Source organism: Phytobacter massiliensis JC163, assembly GCF_000321045.1.
Taxonomy (GTDB): domain Bacteria; phylum Pseudomonadota; class Gammaproteobacteria; order Enterobacterales; family Enterobacteriaceae; genus Phytobacter_A; species Phytobacter_A massiliensis.
In genome coordinates, this window is the sequence record NZ_HE578947.1 from 254,486 (window position 1) to 269,413 (window position 14,928).

The 14,928-nt window shown below is 56.8% G+C and carries 16 protein-coding genes; 13 read left to right on the forward strand and 3 right to left on the reverse strand.

All coding sequences use genetic code 11. The features are described 5' to 3' along the window. The first annotated feature begins 149 nt into the window (after positions 1–149). Entirely contained in the window at positions 150–1,529 is a 1,380-nt protein-coding gene (gene mpl, locus ENTHG_RS15340; protein ID WP_044181428.1) for a UDP-N-acetylmuramate:L-alanyl-gamma-D-glutamyl-meso-diaminopimelate ligase, read from the forward strand. Between the two features lie 45 nt (positions 1,530–1,574). Here the strand turns inward: mpl and ENTHG_RS15345 are convergent, their stop codons facing one another. Continuing rightward, the gene (locus ENTHG_RS15345; protein ID WP_044181432.1) at positions 1,575–2,783 is read right to left on the reverse strand and encodes an aldose 1-epimerase family protein; all 1,209 of its coding nucleotides are present in this window, start codon (positions 2,781–2,783) and stop codon (positions 1,575–1,577) included. 302 nt (positions 2,784–3,085) lie between these two features. Continuing rightward, entirely contained in the window at positions 3,086–3,637 is a 552-nt protein-coding gene (gene yjgA, locus ENTHG_RS15350; protein ID WP_044181435.1) for a ribosome biogenesis factor YjgA, read from the reverse strand. 94 nt (positions 3,638–3,731) lie between these two features. Between yjgA and pmbA the strand changes: the two genes are divergently transcribed. From pmbA to ENTHG_RS15410, 12 genes are all read left to right on the forward strand, one after another. Then, positions 3,732–5,084 (forward strand): metalloprotease PmbA, encoded by a 1,353-nt coding sequence (gene pmbA / locus ENTHG_RS15355; RefSeq protein ID WP_044181439.1) that lies wholly within the window; start codon positions 3,732–3,734, stop codon positions 5,082–5,084. Between the two features lie 55 nt (positions 5,085–5,139). Beyond that, positions 5,140–5,529, forward strand: a complete 390-nt coding sequence (gene cybC, locus ENTHG_RS15360; protein ID WP_044181441.1) for a cytochrome b562 — start codon at positions 5,140–5,142, stop codon at positions 5,527–5,529. A 284-nt stretch (positions 5,530–5,813) separates the two neighbouring features. After that, on the forward strand, positions 5,814–6,152 hold the full coding sequence (locus ENTHG_RS15365) for a glycine dehydrogenase (RefSeq protein WP_071825885.1): 339 nt from the start codon (positions 5,814–5,816) through the stop codon (positions 6,150–6,152). A 10-nt stretch (positions 6,153–6,162) separates the two neighbouring features. Further along, positions 6,163–6,525: an SFCGS family glycine-rich protein gene (locus ENTHG_RS15370; RefSeq protein ID WP_044181447.1), complete on the forward strand. Its 363-nt coding sequence runs from the start codon at positions 6,163–6,165 to the stop codon at positions 6,523–6,525. Positions 6,526–6,527: 2 nt separating this feature from the next. Beyond that, positions 6,528–6,827 carry a DUF4312 family protein gene (locus ENTHG_RS15375; protein ID WP_044181449.1) on the forward strand — a complete coding sequence of 100 codons (300 nt, stop codon included), beginning with the start codon at positions 6,528–6,530 and terminating at the stop codon, positions 6,825–6,827. A 22-nt stretch (positions 6,828–6,849) separates the two neighbouring features. Continuing rightward, positions 6,850–7,626 (forward strand): DUF4311 domain-containing protein, encoded by a 777-nt coding sequence (locus tag ENTHG_RS15380; protein ID WP_044181452.1) that lies wholly within the window; start codon positions 6,850–6,852, stop codon positions 7,624–7,626. Between the two features lie 9 nt (positions 7,627–7,635). Further along, positions 7,636–8,277, forward strand: a complete 642-nt coding sequence (locus ENTHG_RS15385) for a DUF4310 family protein (protein ID WP_044181455.1) — start codon at positions 7,636–7,638, stop codon at positions 8,275–8,277. Between the two features lie 42 nt (positions 8,278–8,319). Beyond that, positions 8,320–9,453 carry an amidohydrolase/deacetylase family metallohydrolase gene (locus tag ENTHG_RS15390; RefSeq protein ID WP_044181458.1) on the forward strand — a complete coding sequence of 378 codons (1,134 nt, stop codon included), beginning with the start codon at positions 8,320–8,322 and terminating at the stop codon, positions 9,451–9,453. Continuing rightward, positions 9,437–10,555 (forward strand): DgaE family pyridoxal phosphate-dependent ammonia lyase, encoded by a 1,119-nt coding sequence (locus ENTHG_RS15395; protein WP_044181461.1) that lies wholly within the window; start codon positions 9,437–9,439, stop codon positions 10,553–10,555. Before ENTHG_RS15390 ends, ENTHG_RS15395 begins: the two co-directional genes overlap by 17 nt. Beyond that, positions 10,552–11,298: a 2-dehydro-3-deoxy-phosphogluconate aldolase gene (dagF, locus tag ENTHG_RS15400; RefSeq protein ID WP_044181464.1), complete on the forward strand. Its 747-nt coding sequence runs from the start codon at positions 10,552–10,554 to the stop codon at positions 11,296–11,298. The genes ENTHG_RS15395 and dagF overlap by 4 nt, the downstream gene beginning before the upstream one ends. 123 nt (positions 11,299–11,421) lie before the next feature. After that, positions 11,422–13,332 (forward strand): BglG family transcription antiterminator, encoded by a 1,911-nt coding sequence (locus tag ENTHG_RS15405; protein WP_044181467.1) that lies wholly within the window; start codon positions 11,422–11,424, stop codon positions 13,330–13,332. A 273-nt stretch (positions 13,333–13,605) separates the two neighbouring features. Beyond that, the gene (locus ENTHG_RS15410) at positions 13,606–14,205 is read left to right on the forward strand and encodes a nitroreductase family protein (protein WP_044181469.1); all 600 of its coding nucleotides are present in this window, start codon (positions 13,606–13,608) and stop codon (positions 14,203–14,205) included. A gap of 62 nt (positions 14,206–14,267) precedes the next feature. On the opposite strand, the gene nrdG is transcribed toward ENTHG_RS15410, so the two are convergent. After that, on the reverse strand, positions 14,268–14,732 hold the full coding sequence (gene nrdG / locus ENTHG_RS15415) for an anaerobic ribonucleoside-triphosphate reductase-activating protein (protein ID WP_044181473.1): 465 nt from the start codon (positions 14,730–14,732) through the stop codon (positions 14,268–14,270). Between the last annotated feature and the right edge of the window lie 196 nt (positions 14,733–14,928).

A 14,928-nucleotide genomic window follows, 5' to 3' on the forward strand; every position in this document is an offset into this window, starting at 1 on the left:
AGTAATTGACTGCAACAATATTAACAAAGATTCAAATGTTCGCGCACAGGTGAATCGCGCCAGCATGATACGGATTATCCTGAAATGCATTTCCGTCGCGCAGAACATACAGGTAAAATGTGCGCCGAAGATGAAAAGGACAGAGACGTATGCGCATTCATATTTTGGGGATTTGCGGCACCTTTATGGGCGGGCTGGCGCTGCTGGCGCGCTCGTTAGGCCATGAAGTAACAGGTTCGGATGCTAACGTGTATCCGCCGATGAGCACCCTGCTCGAAAAGCAAGGTATCGAACTGATTCAGGGATACGACGCCAGCCAGCTCGATAACGCGCCGGATCTGGTCATCATTGGTAACGCCATGACGCGCGGTAATCCCTGCGTTGAAGCGGTGCTGGAGAAGAATATTCCTTATATGTCCGGCCCGCAGTGGCTGCACGATTTCGTGCTGCGCGACCGCTGGGTGCTGGCGGTTGCCGGTACGCACGGTAAGACCACCACTGCCGGCATGGCCACCTGGATTCTGGAAGCCTGCGGCTACAAGCCCGGCTTTGTCATTGGCGGCGTGCCGGGAAATTTCGACGTCTCCGCACGGCTGGGCGAAAGCCCGTTCTTCGTTATCGAAGCCGATGAATATGACTGCGCCTTTTTCGACAAGCGTTCCAAATTCGTCCATTACTGCCCGCGTACCCTGATCCTCAATAACCTTGAGTTCGATCATGCGGATATCTTTGACGATCTGAAAGCGATCCAGAAACAGTTCCATCACCTGGTGCGGATCGTGCCGGGACAGGGCAAGATCATCTGGCCGGAAAACGACATCAATATTAAACAGACGATGGCGATGGGCTGCTGGAGCGAGCAGGAACTGGTGGGCGAACAGGGCCACTGGCAGGCGAAAAAGCTGACCACCGATGCTGCCGAATGGGAAGTCTTGCTGGATGGCGAAACCGTAGGCCGGGTGAAGTGGGAACTCGTTGGCGAACACAATATGCATAACGGGCTGATGGCGATTGCCGCCGCCCGCCATGTGGGCGTCGCCCCGGCTGACGCCGCCAACGCGTTGGGCAGCTTTGTTAACGCCCGCCGCCGTCTGGAGCTGCGCGGTGAAGCGCACGGCGTGAAGGTCTATGACGATTTCGCGCACCATCCTACCGCCATTCTGGCAACGCTGGCGGCGCTGCGCGGCAAAGTCGGTGGAACCGCGCGTATTATCGCCGTGCTGGAGCCGCGCTCCAACACCATGAAGATGGGCGTCTGCAAAGATGACCTGGCTCCGTCGCTGGGGCGCGCGGATGAGGTCTTCCTGCTGCAACCGTCGCATATTCCCTGGCAGGTGGCGGAAGTGGCGGATGCCTGCGTACAGCCCGCCCACTGGAGCGGCGACGTCGACGTGCTTTGCGATATGATTCTGAAAACGGCGCAGCCGGGGGATCATATTCTGGTGATGAGCAACGGCGGTTTTGGCGGCATTCATCAGAAGCTGCTGGACGGCCTGGCGAAGAAAGCCGACGCGGCAGCAAACGCGTAGCAAAACTCCCCGGCGGCGCAACACCTGCCGGGGATACTGTTTATATTACTCTTTCGCGATTGGCGTTTCGTTTTCCTGCGGCGCTTTATCCCCCTGAATCTCCGCCACGCGTTTTTCCACTTCCTGTACCTGGCCGGCGTTATGCAGCAGGGTGTAGGTCAGGTCGAAACGGGTGCTCTGGCCTGGCTGTAGCTGCTTAACGCGTTTCTGTTCACGTTCGATGGTCACCGGGTAGGCATAGCTGGTGCCCGGCTCAATACCCGTCACATAGCCCTGTTTAAGCGTGTCGGTATTTTTCCACAGCGTCAGCACCGGCAGCTGCGTGGTGTTAAAGCTAATCGCCGCCCCTTTATCGCCTGCTTTGTTGATAACCGCGGCGACGGTATTCTGGCTGGCGTCGGCCAGCGGTTTCAGGTTGAACACCATCTCATCGAAGTCTTTCGTCGGCCCGGCATAGGTCTGCCAGTTTTTCAGGCCCGCTTTAGCGTAATCATTAAAGGGGCTGACGCTCTCCACCGGCGCAACGAAGCGCGCGCCTTCTTCCAGAATCGGCGTGCCAAAGTTGCTGTGGTAGATAATCTGGTAATCGTGCGCATAGTCGGCGTGGTTGGTGAGCACATCGTGCAGGGTAAAGCTGTTGCTGCCAGGAATATAGCTGAGCGTCATTTCAGTTTGCAGATCGGCTTTCTTAAAGGTGCTCTCTTTCACCAGGCCGCGAATGCGGATTTCATATGGCGCTTTTTCACTGACATCAACGGAAACCTGCGAGGCGGGAGTGTTGCCGACTTTCCCGTGCAGGGTGTAAATCTGGCCGTCAGCAGTCACCGGATGGCCCGTCCACTCATAGCCGCAGCGCACCAGCATTTCGTTGAAACCTTCCAGCCAGCCCACGCCGTTGCGGCTCTCCAGATTGATAAACGCCGGGTTAACCACCTCTTTCACCGGTGAATCCCAGCCCATGCGGACGCCAAAACCTTCAACATGCAGTAGGTTCATGCCGCGGGTGGGGCTCAGAGCAATAGTCAGGCCGTTCTGGCTGGTAATCGTGATCACTTTGCTGCCTTCCTGCTTACCGCCATGAAGGACTTTTTGTTCAATGCTGAACGTTTGGTCTTTAATTTTCAGCTGCTGGCTGGTTACCTTCCAGTTTCCTTGTTCTACGCCGCTTTCAGCACCTGTCAGCACCCATGTTTTTGCACTAACGCTGCCGGAGATCAGGAGTGCGAGGGTAGAAAACACCAGAGTCTTTTTCATTTTTAGTCCTTTTTTGCTGAATCGATTATGTGTAAGGCTCAGGAAATTTACTGTCTCGCCTGCTTTAAAAATGTGATCGTCTTCTTCTGGTGAAAATAAATGCAAAAAAGAGTGCTGTAGTCGGCTTTGCATCACATTAAAAGATGAAAGACAGGTATTTATTGCAGGTTAAGTGTGATTTAAATGATTTTTTGCTTTAACGATTCAGCTTTATATGAGAGGGCTAAAAAGCGTGGACAGATGTTAATACGGAAGGAAAAAAGGAAGCAGAATGCGGGCGAACCCGCATCCCGTAAAGAAAACTACTGGTCAGCCTCAGCGAGCTCACGCAGGTACTGGAAGATCAAACGCGCGGATTTAGGCGGTTTGTTGCCTTCTTTTTCTTTTTTAGCGTTGCGGATAAGCGAACGCAGTTGCTGACGGTCAGCATCCGGCCACAGGGCCAGCACTTCTGGCACGGCGTCGTCGCCCACTTCAATCAGACGGTCGCGAAGCTGTTCCAGCTTATGGAAAAACGCCACCTGCTGGTTATGGCGATTTTTGAGCTTGTCCAGCGCCTGGCGGATAGGATCAACGTCGCGGTTTCGCAGCATTTTACCAATCAGCTGTAGCTGGCGGCGGCGTCCTTCCATTTTGATACGCTGCGCCAGCTCAATGGCGTCGCGCAGATCCGGGTCGAGCGGGATTTTGTCCAGCGCGTTTTTCCCCAGATCCACCAGTTCGGCGCCCAGGCGTTTTAGCTCCTCGGCGTCGCGTTTAATTTCACTCTTACTGACCCAGATGATCTCGTCATCTTCGTCCTCGATATCGTTACCGGGAACGTCGTCGAGCCAGTCGTCGGGCTGCTTTGTCATCTCAGGCTCCTTAAAAAAGAGGCTAATGTTACCAGTTAAGGCGCGCACTGAAAAACGGTTCTCTGTTAGACTTCAAAGATTCTCTTCTTTAATTATGGCATTGGCGATGAAAGTAATCACACAAGTTGCACAACAACGCAAAGCACTGGAAGAAGCGGTCTCCACCGCGCTGGAGTTAGCCTCTGGTAAAGCGGATGGTGCGGAAGTGGCCGTCAGCAAAACCACCGGTATCAGCGTGAGCACGCGCTACGGTGAAGTAGAGAACGTCGAATTCAACAGCGACGGCGCGCTGGGCATCACGGTTTATCATCAGAACCGCAAAGGCAGCGCCTCGTCCACCGATTTAAGCCCCGACGCCATCGCCCGCACCGTGCAGGCAGCGCTGGATATCGCCCGCTACACCTCCCCCGACCCGTGCGCGGGCGTGGCGGATAAAGAGCTGCTGGCCTTTGACGCCCCGGATTTAGACCTGTTCCACCCGGCGGAAGTCTCGCCGGAAGAAGCCATTGAACTGGCCTCCCGCGCGGAGCAGGTGGCGCTTAAGGCGGACAAACGTATCACCAACACCGAGGGCGGCAGCTTCAACAGCCACTACGGTATTAAAGTGTTCGGCAACAGCCACGGCATGCTGCAGGGCTACGCGTCAACGCGCCACTCTTTATCGAGCTGTGTTATCGCCGAAGAAAATGGCGATATGGAGCGGGATTACGCCTACACCATTGGCCGTGATATCCGCGACCTGCAGAGCGCCGAATGGGTAGGGCAGGAGTGCGCGCGCCGCACGCTGTCGCGCCTCTCGCCGCGTAAGCTCTCCACCATGAAAGCGCCGGTAATTTTTGCTCATGAAGTCGCCACCGGGCTGTTCGGTCACCTTGTGGGGGCGATTGCCGGCGGCGCGGTCTACCGTAAATCCACCTTCCTGCTGGACTCGCTTGGCAAACAGATCCTTCCCGAATGGCTGACCATTGAAGAGCATCCGCATCTGCTGAAAGGGCTGGCCTCCACGCCGTTCGACAGCGAAGGGGTGCGCACGGAGCGCCGGGATATCATTAAAGACGGCGTGCTGACCCAGTGGCTGTTAACCAACTATTCCGCCCGTAAATTAGGGCTGAAAAGTACCGGGCATGCGGGCGGCATCCACAACTGGCGCATCGCCGGGCGCGGGTTAAGCTTTGAGCAACTGCTCAAACAGATGGGCACCGGGCTGGTGGTGACTGAACTGATGGGGCAGGGCGTGAGCGGCATCACCGGGGATTACTCCCGCGGCGCGGCCGGTTTTTGGGTAGAAAACGGCGAGATTCAGTATCCGGTAAGCGAGATAACCATTGCAGGAAATCTGCAAGATATGTGGCGTAATATCGTGACGATTGCTGACGATATCGAAACACGCAGCAATATCCAGTGTGGTTCAGTGTTATTACCGGAGATGAAAATCGCCGGTCAGTAATTCTGTGGGCGCAGCCCTGCGCCCGTAACTTCAATAATAAAAAAGGAAGTGAGCAATGCGGAAAAAACTGCTGGCGATGATGGCCGTCTCTACCCTTGTTCTTGGTTCGGCGCACGCTTTCGCCGCCGACCTTGAAGATGATATGGACACCCTGAACGAAAACCTGAAAGTTGTTGAAAAAGCCGATGACGCGGCGACGATCAAAGAGGCGCTAACCAAAATGCGCACCGCCGCGCAGGATGCGCAGAAAGCGACCCCGCCGAAGCTGGAAGACAAAGCGCCGGACAGCCCGGAGATGAAAGATTATCGTCAGGGTATGGAAACGCTTATCACCCAGATCGACGGCGCGTTGAAGCTGGCTAACGAAGGCAAAGTCCAGGAGGCGAAGGCGGCGGCGGAAGCGTTTAAAGCCACCCGCAACAGCAACCACAAGAAGTTCCGCTAACGCTTTTAGACGGGGCGAACGCTCGCCCCGTCGATAAGAAACCCTTATTGCATCACATTTTCCCTTCTTCATTCCCTTTTTTTATGCTCATTTTCACGGCGATGACCGCTGTTTTCCGGCAGAAATGTGACCGTTGTGCAGCCAAAAATCGGCGAGCGAGCAAATTATGCGGCGTAGATCACTAATGCCCTCCGGCTTTCCACTTCGAAGTGGAAAACTCCTGCCTACAAACTCGTAAACGGTGACGTTAGTTTTATCCCTAAGTCATCAACGGGGTAAGACGAGTGAATAACGGAGCGGTAATGAAAGACGCTGGAAACCGGGCGGAGCAAACGGCAAACCTGGCCGAACGCATGTTGACGCAGGTCTACAGCCTGCTCAGTGATAACCACATCACGCCTGATGCGGTACAGCAACAGATGTTGACCTCTCACGTTCGCGCAATGGCGCACCGGTCCGTGACCGGCGAGCCGCTGCCGGAAGTAGACGCCAGCCTGTTTGACGAAATCTCCCCTGAGTCTATGCGCCTTGCCCACGAGGTGGTGGCGCAATTTAGCAATCTCGCGGAAGAAGAAGCCTGGCTGCTGTCGGTGCACTTCGAAGTGGCAAAAGACAACCTGTAAGGAGCGAGCAATGGAACAGATTACCGTAGTGATTGGCGATCGTCTGGGCAAAGGGCAGAAAGTGGCCGCAGGCGTTGAGAAGGCAGGTGGGCGCGCGGTTGTGGTACCGGGTGTGGCGGCTGACATGAAGCTTGGCGATGTCATGAAAGCGGAAAACGCGACCTTCGGTATTTCGTTTTGCGGCAGCGGCGGCGCAGGCGCGATTACCGCGCAAAACAAACACGGCTACAAAGCCAAATACGGAATGCGTTCGGTGGATGAAGGCGTGACCGCTATCAACGAAGGCTGCAACGTGCTCGGTTTTGGCTTTATGGATAAAGAAGAGTTAGGCGAGCGCCTGGTGCAGGCGTGGCAGAAAAAATACGGCGAATAACCATGAAAGAACAGTTTATTACCACGGTCAGGGTGAAAGGGAAAGGCGAGACGAAAGCGCGCGCCTTCTCCGATGCGTTAAACCATGTTCAGGCCGCGGTGATGAACGCATCGCCGCACATTTTATTGCGCATAGAGCCGCAGGAGGTGGAGGTTGTTCATGCGCATGAAGCGACGCGTAAAGAGGCTTTTCTGTTCTTCTTTCTGCGCCGGGAAAGGCGGACGTACAGCGTGGAGCTGGACGTCACCGTCAACGTGACCGCCATCAATCTCGACAAGGTGGCTTTCGTCACGCAACGCTGATTCTTACTAAAAGGGCAGACAAATGTTCTTACTCATACTAATAAAATCGCTCATCATCGGCGGCCTTGTTGGCGTTGGGGTTGGCGCCGGGGCTGCACGCATGTTTCACGCGCCCACCACTCAGGGCATGGGCGCATTTCGCACACTTGGCGAGCTGAACTCCTGCGAAGGCGATCCCGCTTCCCACTTCTCCTTTGGTCTGGGGTTCTTCTTCAACGCCTGGGCTTCGTCCGTGGCGGCGGGGTCTTTCACCCAGGATGTTGATCACCGCATCATCCCTAACTGGGGGGCGGCGGCGCTGATGGTAAAAAACCGCAACGTTGGCGAAACCCTGCACGATCCTAAAAAAATGGCCATCGCCTGCGGGCTGATCGGCATGATCGTCGTGACCTTCCTTAACCTCACGGCCTCCTCCGTGCCGGCTGCCCTACAGGTGACGGCGGTCAAAGTGCTGGTCCCTGCGGCAAACCTGCTGGTGAACACCGTGATGCCCGTGATCTTCTGGCTGGCGGCAATTGATGCCGGTAAAAAATCCGGCTTTTGGGCCACCGTCTTCGGCGGCGCGGCGCAGCTTATTATGGGCAACGCCGTACCGGGCCTGGTGCTGGGCATTCTGATCGGCAAAGGGGTGGAAGAGAGCGGCTGGAACCGCGTTACCAAAGTGATGATGAGCGCCATTGTCGCCCTGTTTGTGCTGAGCGCCTTCTTCCGCGGCTTCGACCTGAAAATGCTCGAATCCTTCCATCTGGGCGCGCCGAACTGGCTCGAACTCATCCACAACTCGCTCAGCGGCAAGTAAGGAAAGGTTATGGAACAGAATAAAGGTTTTTGGTTCGCCGACTGGTCATTCCCGATTTTTGTCGGTCTGCTCTCCTCCGGCGTCTTCGCCGGGACGCACATGTACTACCTCTACGGTATTGGCGCGTTTAACGAAGTGGCCTTTGTGGCAATGCTGAAAGCGGGGATCGACACCGGCGCATACGGCGCGGTTGCCGCCTTCGGCGCGAGCTTCCTGTTCGCGCGTATTATCGAAGGCTCGCTGGTGGGGATCCTCGACATTGGCGGCGCGATCCAGACGGGCGTGGGCTTAGGCGTCCCGGCGCTGCTGCTCGGCGCGGGTATTATCTTCCCGGTAGAGAACTTTATCGCCTCGCTGGCCACCGGCCTGGTGATTGGTCTGGCGATTGGCTACATCATCATTCTGGCGCGTAAGTTCACCATCAACCAGAGCGACTCCACCTATGGAGCGGATGTGATGATGGGCGCAGGCAACGCTTCCGGTCGCTTCCTTGGGCCGTTGATTATCTTAAGCGCCATGACCGCCTCGATTCCTATCGGCATTGGCTCGCTGGTTGGCGCGCTGCTGTTCTACCTGTGGCAGAAACCCATTACCGGCGGCGCGATCCTCGGCGCGATGCTGCTGGGCGCCATCTTCCCGGTCTCACTTTGACCTGCCAGGGCGCGAAAGCGCCCGTTATGACTGGAGAAACGCATGTTTGATTTACTTCTGCGCCAGGCGCGACTGGTGGATGAGACGGTAACCGATATCGCCATTAAAGACGGCAAAATCGCGCAGATGGGTATAACAGAGGGGCAGGCGACCAAAACGGTTGATTTAGCGGGTAAACATTATGTGAGCGCGGGCTGGATTGACGCCCATGTCCATTGCTACCCTCGCTCGCCTATCTATCACGACCAGCCGGATATTATCGGTATCGCCACTGGCGTGACGACGGTCATCGATGCGGGCAGCACCGGGGCGGATGATATCGATGACTTCTACACGCTGACCCGCGAGGCGGTTACCGACGTTTATGCGTTGCTGAATATCTCCCGCGTGGGGCTGATCGCGCAAAACGAACTGGCGGATATGAACAATATTAACGCCGAAGCGTTGCAACAGGCGGTGAAGCGCCACCCGGATTTTATTGTTGGCCTGAAAGCGCGAATGAGCAGTAGCGTGGTCGGCGATAACGGCATTGCGCCGCTGACGCACGCTAAAGCTCTTCAGCAGGAGAATGGCAATCTGCCGCTGATGGTACACATCGGCAATAACCCGCCAGACCTGGATGAGATTGCCGAACGGCTCAGCGCAGGGGACATTATCACCCACTGCTACAACGGCAAACCGAACCGTATTCTTACGCCCGCAGGCGAACTGCGCGCGTCGATAACCCGCGCCATCGCCCGTGGCGTGCGGCTGGATGTCGGCCACGGCAGCGCCAGCCTGAGCTTTGCGGTAGCAAAACAGGCCATCGGGCTGGGGATTTTGCCGCACACCATCAGTTCCGATATCTACTGCCGTAACCGCATCAATGGCCCGGTCTACTCCCTGGCGAAAGTGATGTCCAAATTCCTCGCCCTTGGCATGACGCTGCCGCAGGTCATCGCCTGCGTGACCGAGCACGCCGCCGACGGGCTGCGCCTGCGCCGGAAAGGGCGGCTGGCGGCGGGTTATGACGCCGACCTGACTATTTTCGACCTGCGTCGCCAGCCGGTGCTTTTCCGTGATGCGGAAAACGACAGTTTACAGGCCGACCAGTTACTGACGCCGCTGGCCGCCATTCGGGCGGGCAGAGGCTATATGACCGAACAAGGGAGCGCAGAGCATGTCTTCGATCTATGAAAAGTATCAGCTTAAGCAAGTGATTAACGCCTCCGGGCGAATGACGGCGCTCGGCGTCTCAACCCCGCGCCCGGAAGTCGCGGAAGCGGTGCTGAGCGGCATGAACCACTACTTCGAAATGAAAGATCTGGTCAATAAAACCGGCGATTACATTGCGAAGCTGCTGGAGGTTGAAGGGGCGACGGTGGTCGCCTGCGCCTCGGCGGGAATTGCCCAGTCGGTCGCTGCCGTGCTGGTACGAGACAGCGACTGGCTGCTGGAAAACTTGCATACGACGGCAATTGAAAACAACGAAATCGTGCTGCCAAAAGGCCATAACGTCAACTTCGGCGCGCCGGTGGGGACGATGGTGGCGCTGGGCGGCGGCAAACTGGTCGAGGCAGGCTACGCCAACGAATGCTCAAGCGCGCAGCTGGCGGCGGCGATAACCCCGCGCACGGCGGCGTTGCTGTACATCAAATCGCACCACTGCGTGCAGAAAAGTATGCTCAGCGTCGAACAGGCGGTGGCGGTGGCGCGTCAGCACAACCTGCCGCTGATTGTCGATGCCGCCGCCGAAGAGGATTTGCAGTGCTATTACCGCGCCGGTGCGGATCTGGTGATTTACAGCGGCGCCAAAGCGATCGAGGGGCCGACCAGCGGGCTGGTGTTGGGTAAACGGCAGTATGTGGAATGGGTTAAGCGCCAGTCGGCAGGCATTGGTCGGGCGATGAAGGTGGGCAAAGAGGGCATCCTTGGCCTGACCTGCGCCATAGAACATTACCTGAGCGCCGCCAAAGAGAGCGGGGCGGAGATGGTCGAGAAAATGACGCCGTTTATCGCCGAGCTTAACACCCTCACTGGCGTCAGCGCCCGCGTGGTGTGGGACAGCGCCGGGCGCGATATTGCCCGCAGCGAAATTAAGTTCGATGAGGCCGTCACCGGTATCGCCACGGGCGCGCTGGTCGATGCCCTCAGGCAGGGTGAGTACGCCATTTACTTTCGCGGCTACAAAGCCAATGAGGGGATCATTGAAGCCGATGTGCGCAGCGTGACGGCGGAACAGTTAGCTATCGTGGCAAGCCGCATTGCCGAAGAACTGAATAAGGAGCAAGTCGCATGAAACTGACGCCCAATTTTTATCACGACCGGGTCTGCCTGAACGTACTGGCCGGGAGCAAAGCGAACGCCAGCGCCGTTTACGAGGCCGCCGAAGGGCATGTGCTGGTAGGCGTGCTCTCCAAAAACTACCCTGACGTGGCAAGCGCCGTGGCGGACATGCGTGACTACGCTGCGCTGATCGACAATGCGATCTCCGTGGGGCTGGGGGCGGGCGATCCGAACCAGTCGGCGATGGTCAGCGCCATCTCCCGCGAAATCCAGCCGCAGCACGTTAACCAGGTCTTTACTGGCGTGGCGACCAGCCGCGCGCTGCTGGGGCAGAACGAAACGGTCGTCAACGGTCTGGTATCGCCCACCGGCACCCCAGGGCAGGTGAAAATTTCCACTGGCCCGTTGAGCAGCGGCGCAGAGGACGCCATTGTGCCGGTTGAAACGGCCATCGCCTTGCTCAAAGATATGGGCGGCAGTTCAATCAAATATTTCCCGATGGGCGGTTTGCGCTGTCGGGAGGAATATCAGGCGGTGGCGCAGGCCTGTGCCCGCCACGACTTCTGGCTTGAGCCGACCGGCGGGATTGATCTCACGAACTTTGAGGCCATCCTGCAGATTGCGCTCGACGCCGGGGTCAGCAAAATCATTCCGCACATTTACAGCTCGATTATTGATAGCGCCAGCGGCGATACCCGCCCGGAAGATGTTCGCACGCTACTGGCGATGACGAAGAAATTAGTTACAGCATACTAAATGCGCCGCCGTATTTCGCATGGCGCTGGGTGGGAAGCTAAGCTTTGAGTCTGAGTACACGCCGGTGGGTAGCCCATCCGGGATGGTTATCTCCACACTTCCTGAGACGTAAGAGGACACGACGTGCGATTCCCGAACCAGCGTTTAGCGCAGTTATTTGAGATGTTGCAAAACGAGTCGCTGCCCCAGGATGAACTGGCGCAGCGGCTGTCGGTGTCCACACGTACCGTCCGGGCGGATATCGCTGCGCTGAATGCCCTGCTGGCGCAGCATGGGGCGCAGTTTATTCTCAACCGGGGCAGCGGATATCAACTTAAAATTGACGATGCCGCGCGCTATCAAACGCTACAGGCGGAGCGGCCACGGGGGCTGCGGATCCCACGCAGCGGACCGGAGCGCGTGCATTATCTACTGCTGCGTTTTCTGACCTCGGCTTTTTCATTGAAGCTGGAAGACCTGGCGGATGAGTGGTTTGTCAGCCGCGCGACCCTGCAAAATGACATGGCGGAGGTGCGCGAGTGGTTTTCCCGTTATCGTCTGTCGCTGGAGACGCGGCCGCGCCACGGCATGAAGTTATTCGGCAGCGAAATGGCGCTCCGCGCCTGTATGACCGATCTGCTGTGGGAACTGGCGCAGCTTAACGCCCGGCATCCGCTCATTATCGAAGAGGCGGTCTATGCGGGGGTGCCGGAGCAGCTCGCGGTTATTTTGCCGGAGATCTTCTCCCGCCATCATATTCGCCTGACTGACGAGGGCGAGCTTTTTATTCGCCTCTATTGCGCCGTAGCGGTGCGCCGCATTAGCGAAGGGTTTCCGCTGTCGGAATTTAGCGCCGACGATGGCGATGAAAACGTGCACGACGCGGCGCGCGACATTGCGGCTGCGTTGCAGCAGCTGGCGGGGAAACCGTTGGCCGCCGCCGAAGAACACTGGCTGCGGGTGCATATTGCCGCCCGGCAGCGGCAGGATATCACCCCCAGCACCATCAGCGCCGACGATGACGAAGCCCTGGTGAACTACATTCTGTCTTATATCAACAATCACTATAACTACAACTTACAGAATGACCCTCAGCTTCATGCGGACCTGCTGACTCATATCAAGACCATGATCACCCGGCTGCGCTACCAGATTATGATCCTTAATCCGCTGCTGGATAACATCAAACAGCACTACCCGATGGCCTGGGACATGACGCTGGCGGCGGTCTCCAGCTGGAGTAAACATACCCCCTATACCATCAGTGAAAACGAAGTGGGGTTCCTGGTACTGCATGTCGGCGTCGGGCTGGAGCGTCACTACAATATTGGTTATCAGCGTCGGCCGCGCGTGCTGCTGGTGTGCGACGCCGGGAACGCCATGGCGCGGATGATAGAAGCGGTGTTGCAGCGCAAATACCCGCAAATTGAGGTCACTCGCACGGTCACGTTGCGTGATTACGAGCAGTGCGATGCCCTGAGCGAAGATTTTGTTATCTCCACGGCCCGTATCAGCGAGAAAGCGAAGCCGGTTGTGACCATCGCGCCATTCCCGACAGAGTATCAGCTTGAACAGATTGGCAAACTGGTGCTGGTGGACAGAACGCGCCCGTGGATTCTGGAGAAGTATTTCGACGCCGCCCATTTCACTATTATTGACCGTCCGCTGGACAGGCAGACGTTGTTTACAACGCTGTGCGACCAGCTTGTGGAGGAAGGCTTTGTCGGGACTGACTTTGTTGACTCGGTGGCGGAGCGCGAAGCCATTGTCAGCACGATGCTGGGCGAGGGGATAGCCCTGCCGCACTCGCTGGGTTTGCAGGCCAAAAAAACAGTGGTCTACACCGTGCTCGCCCCGCAGGGCATCCCGTGGGGCGAGGAGACTGCCCATGTCATTTTCCTGCTGGCCATCAGTAAAAGCGAATACGAAGAGGCGATGGCCATCTACGATATTTTCGTCACCTTCCTGCGCGAGCGGGCCGCTGCCAGGCTGAGCGCGGCGAAAGATTTTACCTCGTTTAAAGCGATCGCACTGGAGTGCGTAAGCCGTTTTTAGCCAGGCCTGCGCCTTCTGTGCCGCGCCATTCACTCCTTCTATTTTTTGAACAATAGAAACAAAGAGTTCTGCTTTCCCTGAGCGGCCACGAGGATTACTCTCTAAACGTCCGGGCGAGAGCCGAAAGGCGGCTTGCCCGGTTTCAGGGGTAACGACGGGAACTGACGAACCATGAACACCTTTCAACGAATACTTAATAACGTTTTATCACGCGGCGAACCTGCTGCGCGTGTCGTCAGACCGTCAGAGTTCACTATTCTTTCCGGAGGCATTATGTCAGACAACTTTCTCGCGTTAGCTAAACAACGTCGTACCATTTACGCCCTGGGCAAAGAGCTGCCGGTGGCGGAAGAAGAAGTCATCGCGACCATCCAGGAAGCCATTCGTCAGGCGCCCTCTGCCTTTAACTCGCAAAGTTCACGCGCGCTGATCCTGCTGGGTAACGAACACAACAAATTCTGGGAACTGGTACGCGAACAGTTAAGAAAGATTGTCCCGGCGGAAAATTTCCATGCCACCTCCGATAAGCTCGACGGTTTCGCCGCTGCCGCGGGTTCGGTGCTGTTTTTTGAAGATCAGGACGTGGTGACCCGCCTGCAGGAGCAGTTTGCCGCCTACGCTGATAACTTCCCGATTTGGTCTGAACACAGCACCGGTATCGCGCAGTATGCGGTATGGCTGGCGCTGGCGGAAAAAGGCATCGGCGCGAACCTGCAGCACTATAACCCGCTGGTGGATGAAGACGTGCAGCGTACCTGGAATGTTCCGGCAAGCTGGAAGCTGCGCGGCCATATGAACTTTGGTTCGGTGAAAGCGCCAGCGGGCGACAAAGCGTTTATGGAAGACGAGAAACGTTTTATCGTCGCTAAGTAATGATTTTCCCGGATGCGCTATCCAGCCCGGATAAGGCGTAGCCGCATCCGGGAAGACGTGGATTAACGCAAATGATGAACGACCTGGTTGCTGCTGCCCCGCCAGATCAGCGCCGGGTCTTTTAGATCCTGCACAAATTTTCCGTCGACCAGCACGTTAATCAGATCAACCACTTCCCTCTGCGCGTCGTTCAGCTCATCAAGCTTATAACCCGTCCACACCCAGATATCTTTGCCGGGGCATTCGGCATGAATACGCTTCACCAGCCTGAGGACATCCGCCACGTTCTGGGGATGCAGCGGGTCGCCGCCGGACAACGACAGCCCCTGACGTTTAATACGCGTGTCGTTGAGGTCGGCGATAATGCGATCTTCCATCTCCGGCGTAAACGGGTTGCCCGAGTTGAGCCGCCAGGTGCTTTTGTTATAGCAGCCGGGGCATTCATGGACGCACCCTGAAACGAACAGGGTGCAGCGGGTGCCGGGGCCGTTGACGATGTCAACGGGGTAGTATTGATGGTAATTCATTTTCGCTTCTCAATTAACGCCATAGCCGCGTTGACTGCACTCACTCACCCCAGTCACGTACTTAATGTACGCTCCTGGGGATTCCTTCGTTTGTCGCCTTGCTCTGACGCTAATTGCTTTGCGAAAAACGCATCGAATGTTAATGCGAAGAGCCTGGAATATGTACGCCAGATCGGCTCCTTACACCGCCATCCGG